Genomic DNA, 3219 nt, shown 5'->3' with positions numbered 1-3219 from the left:
CTTTAATTATAACCTCTTAGGCGTGCGGGGTACGAGCTGTACCACCTTGCCGCACTACTAGCCGTAGGTGTTTTCCGTACGTTAATGCTATACTTTAATCATAACCCTCTACACATGCGGGAGAGTGCTTTTTAATTCACAATTATTTTTTCTTTTCTTTGAAAGTTAGGAGCTTATCCCTATAATACTCGTATTGCTTTTTACGCATCTCAATCTCGGCAGGAAGCCCTTTAGTGATGTCATTACACAAAGCATCAAATTTGTCTAATATGTTTACAATACGTTCCTGCTCCTCTAATGGCGGGATTGGAATATCAATCCAATTCCAACGATTATAATCAAATCTAAATCTAGCTCCTTCCTCTTTTAAAGAATCTATTTTATTTATTATTTTAGGAGATTTGATAAAATATTCAAAATATTTAACATCTACCATAGATTTATCTACTGAAAAAACTACATACATAGGACTAACTAGACCAGAAATTGATGTTTTCAATCTTCCAATAGAACCAATATTTAATCTAGAAGGATTATATGCAAACATATCCTGCCTTAAAATTGTATAGTTTGAAGTATCTTCACTATGAATATTATTATCATGATAATCTTCTGTTTTTACTATTCCTTTTATATTACTAACAACATATACTTGTTTCACAGTTAAATCATCTTTACCTTTTTCTTTAATACGTTCCATTAAACTACCAATAGGTATGTGTTTAATTTTATCATCAAAAGTTAAAAGTTTCTCTCTATAATACTCATACTGCTTTTTTCTTAATTCTAATTCTCTATTTAATAAATCTTGATATTTTGTAAAAGTGTCTAATATACCTACTATCTCTTCTTGTATTTCTATTGGTGGGAGCGGAATTAGTAATTCTTTTATTATATCAGTAGGAATATGATTAGGAATTGCATTTGTTGTTTTAGAATATAAGAAATCTTGTTTAAATTTCAGATAATAATATAAAAATTTATTTAATAATTTTATTTTAGGATATAAACATAAACAAACATCATTTGCCCAAAATTTTTTTGTTTGATAATCTACATATCCAGCACTACCATAAGAAGCAATAGTTATTGTATTTTCATCACGATTAAATTTATCGTACATTCCCATAGGAAATTGCCCGCCACTTATGATAGGAAACATTCCATTTTCTTTTATATCTTTTTTAGTTATTCTTTCCCCTCTTTTTATATCACATACATTTATAAGCTTTTTATATTCCACGCCGTCGGGACATTCTCGCTTCAATAACTCTTCTAACTTACTCATAACTCAATCATTATAAACAATTATACTCTTTTTCACAATTACATTTTTATCTCTAAAAAATATTTTTATTATATCATTATATCAATAATAACTATTGACTTTATAAGCATTAATTAATAGAATTACGCCATTCTAATAATTTTAAAGAGAGAAGAAAATGAAAAAAGCTATATATATCATTTTTTTAATATTATCAATAATTTCATGTAATAACAACAACAAAACTACATCAAACAATGAAATATCAATATCTCTTGGCGGAGAGCCTAAAACTCTAGACCCTACATTAAACTCGCTTAGTTTTGGCTCAATATATATGATACATTTTTTTGAAGGGCTTACTAAAAAAGATAAAAATGATGAAGTTGTAGCTGGTATGGCTAAAAGCTGGGACATATCTGAAGATGGTCTTATATATACTTTTTATTTGAGAGATGATGCTAAATGGTCTGATGGTGAAAAAGTAAAAGCTCAGGATTTTGAATATGCTCTAAAGAGAGCAGCAGACCCTAAAACCGCAGCAGCCTATTCTCATATGCTTAATGTTGTTAAAAATGGAAGTTTAGTGATAAGCGGTAAAACTAATGTTGATGCCTTAGGTGTAAAGGCTATTGATGACAGCACTTTAGAGATTGTATTAGAAAATCCTACTCCATATTTTCTAGAATATTTATCTGTGAGCAGTGCTTATTTTCCTGTGAGAAAAGATATTGTGGAAAAATACGGTGATGATTGGTCTAGAAATCCAGAAACATATATTGTAAATGGTGCTTATGTGATGACAGAGAGAAAAACCGATGAAAAAATTGTTATGGAACTAAATACTAATTATTATGATAAAGAGAGCATTGTTGCCAAAAAAATTAATGTCATTATAATGAGCGATTCAAACACTTCTCTTGCCGCTATAAAAAGAGGAGACATACAATTTTCTGTAATAGAAGCTCCTCTTGGAGAGATATCTTCTCTTATAAAAGAAAATTATATATTACAAGAGCCTGCTTATGGAATATATTTTTTGGAAATTAATTCTAAAAAAGGAGTGCTTACAAATAAAAACATAAGAAAAGCATTAGCATTGGCATTTGACAGAAACTATATAATATCAAACATTACAAAGATGAATCAAACTCCAGCATATGCATTTGTGCCTTATGGAATGAAAGATGTCGATAGCAAAGACTTTAGAGAAAATGGAAGCAATTATCTTAATCTTGGAAGCTATGATGCAAATATAAAAGAAGCTAAAAGACTTATGGAGTTATCAGGATATACAAACGGAGAGAACTTTCCTGTACTTGAAATAAGAACCACTCCAGGATATTTTACTTTAATATGCGAAGCTATGCAGGAGATGTATAAAGAGAATTTGGAAATAGATGTTACAATTAAATCTGAAGAATACAATGAAACATTTCAAGCTATGGTTGAAAAGAATTATGATTTAGCCCGCACTGGCTGGACTGCAGACTATAGTGACCCTTTAGCTATGATTAGTTTTTTCTCGGAAGTAAGTGCTGTTAATCATAGCGGATTTAGCAGCAGAGAGTTTAACGATTTATTGAAATTCGCTTCAAGCACAACTAACACCGATGAAAGAACAAAAGCATTGCATAAAGCAGAAGATTTAATATTTGACTATATGCCTATAATACCAATAATATATAGAATGGACCCATTTATGATTAACCCCAAATTAAAAGGTGCAATATTCAATCCGCTTGGAAGATATAGATTTCACTATTCATATTTAGAGAAATAATTTAAATAGTTTAAATTGACCGCACGTTAAACCAAACAAAAAAATTAAATAAGTTATAAATATCATATTTTTTATATATATAAACTTATTCACCGTGCGGTTAAATAGATTAAAAAAATAATAAAACTTAGGGTGGGTGTGCTTTTTATAATTGAGCTTTAAAATAAAT

At 29.4% G+C, this 3219-nt stretch carries 2 protein-coding genes; one reads left to right on the top strand and one right to left on the bottom strand.

The annotated features are described in order from the left end of the window. Positions 1–142: 142 nt before the first annotated feature. On the bottom strand, positions 143–1288 hold the full coding sequence (locus E6A48_RS06740; RefSeq protein ID WP_219709279.1) for a restriction endonuclease subunit S: 1146 nt from the start codon (positions 1286–1288) through the stop codon (positions 143–145). Positions 1289–1445: 157 nt separating this feature from the next. Between E6A48_RS06740 and E6A48_RS06735 the strand changes: the two genes are divergently transcribed. Then, the gene (locus E6A48_RS06735) at positions 1446–3050 is read left to right on the top strand and encodes a peptide ABC transporter substrate-binding protein (RefSeq protein ID WP_219709278.1); all 1605 of its coding nucleotides are present in this window, start codon (positions 1446–1448) and stop codon (positions 3048–3050) included. The last annotated feature ends 169 nt before the right edge of the window (positions 3051–3219 follow it).

It is taken from the genome of Brachyspira pilosicoli, assembly GCF_019402445.1.
In the GTDB taxonomy this organism is placed as follows: Bacteria; Spirochaetota; Brachyspiria; order Brachyspirales; family Brachyspiraceae; genus Brachyspira; species Brachyspira pilosicoli_B.
The sequence above is the reverse complement of the archived record's forward strand: the minus strand, read 5'-3'. Positions and strand labels throughout refer to the sequence as shown.

Bases quoted from the DNA above. Each gene is read 5' to 3' on its own strand.
- E6A48_RS06740 (WP_219709279.1), bottom strand. From the start codon at position 1,288: ATGAGTAAGTTAGAAGAGTTATTGAAGCGAGAATGTCCCGACGGCGTG.
- E6A48_RS06735 (WP_219709278.1), top strand. From the start codon at position 1,446: ATGAAAAAAGCTATATATATCATTTTTTTAATATTATCAATAATTTCA.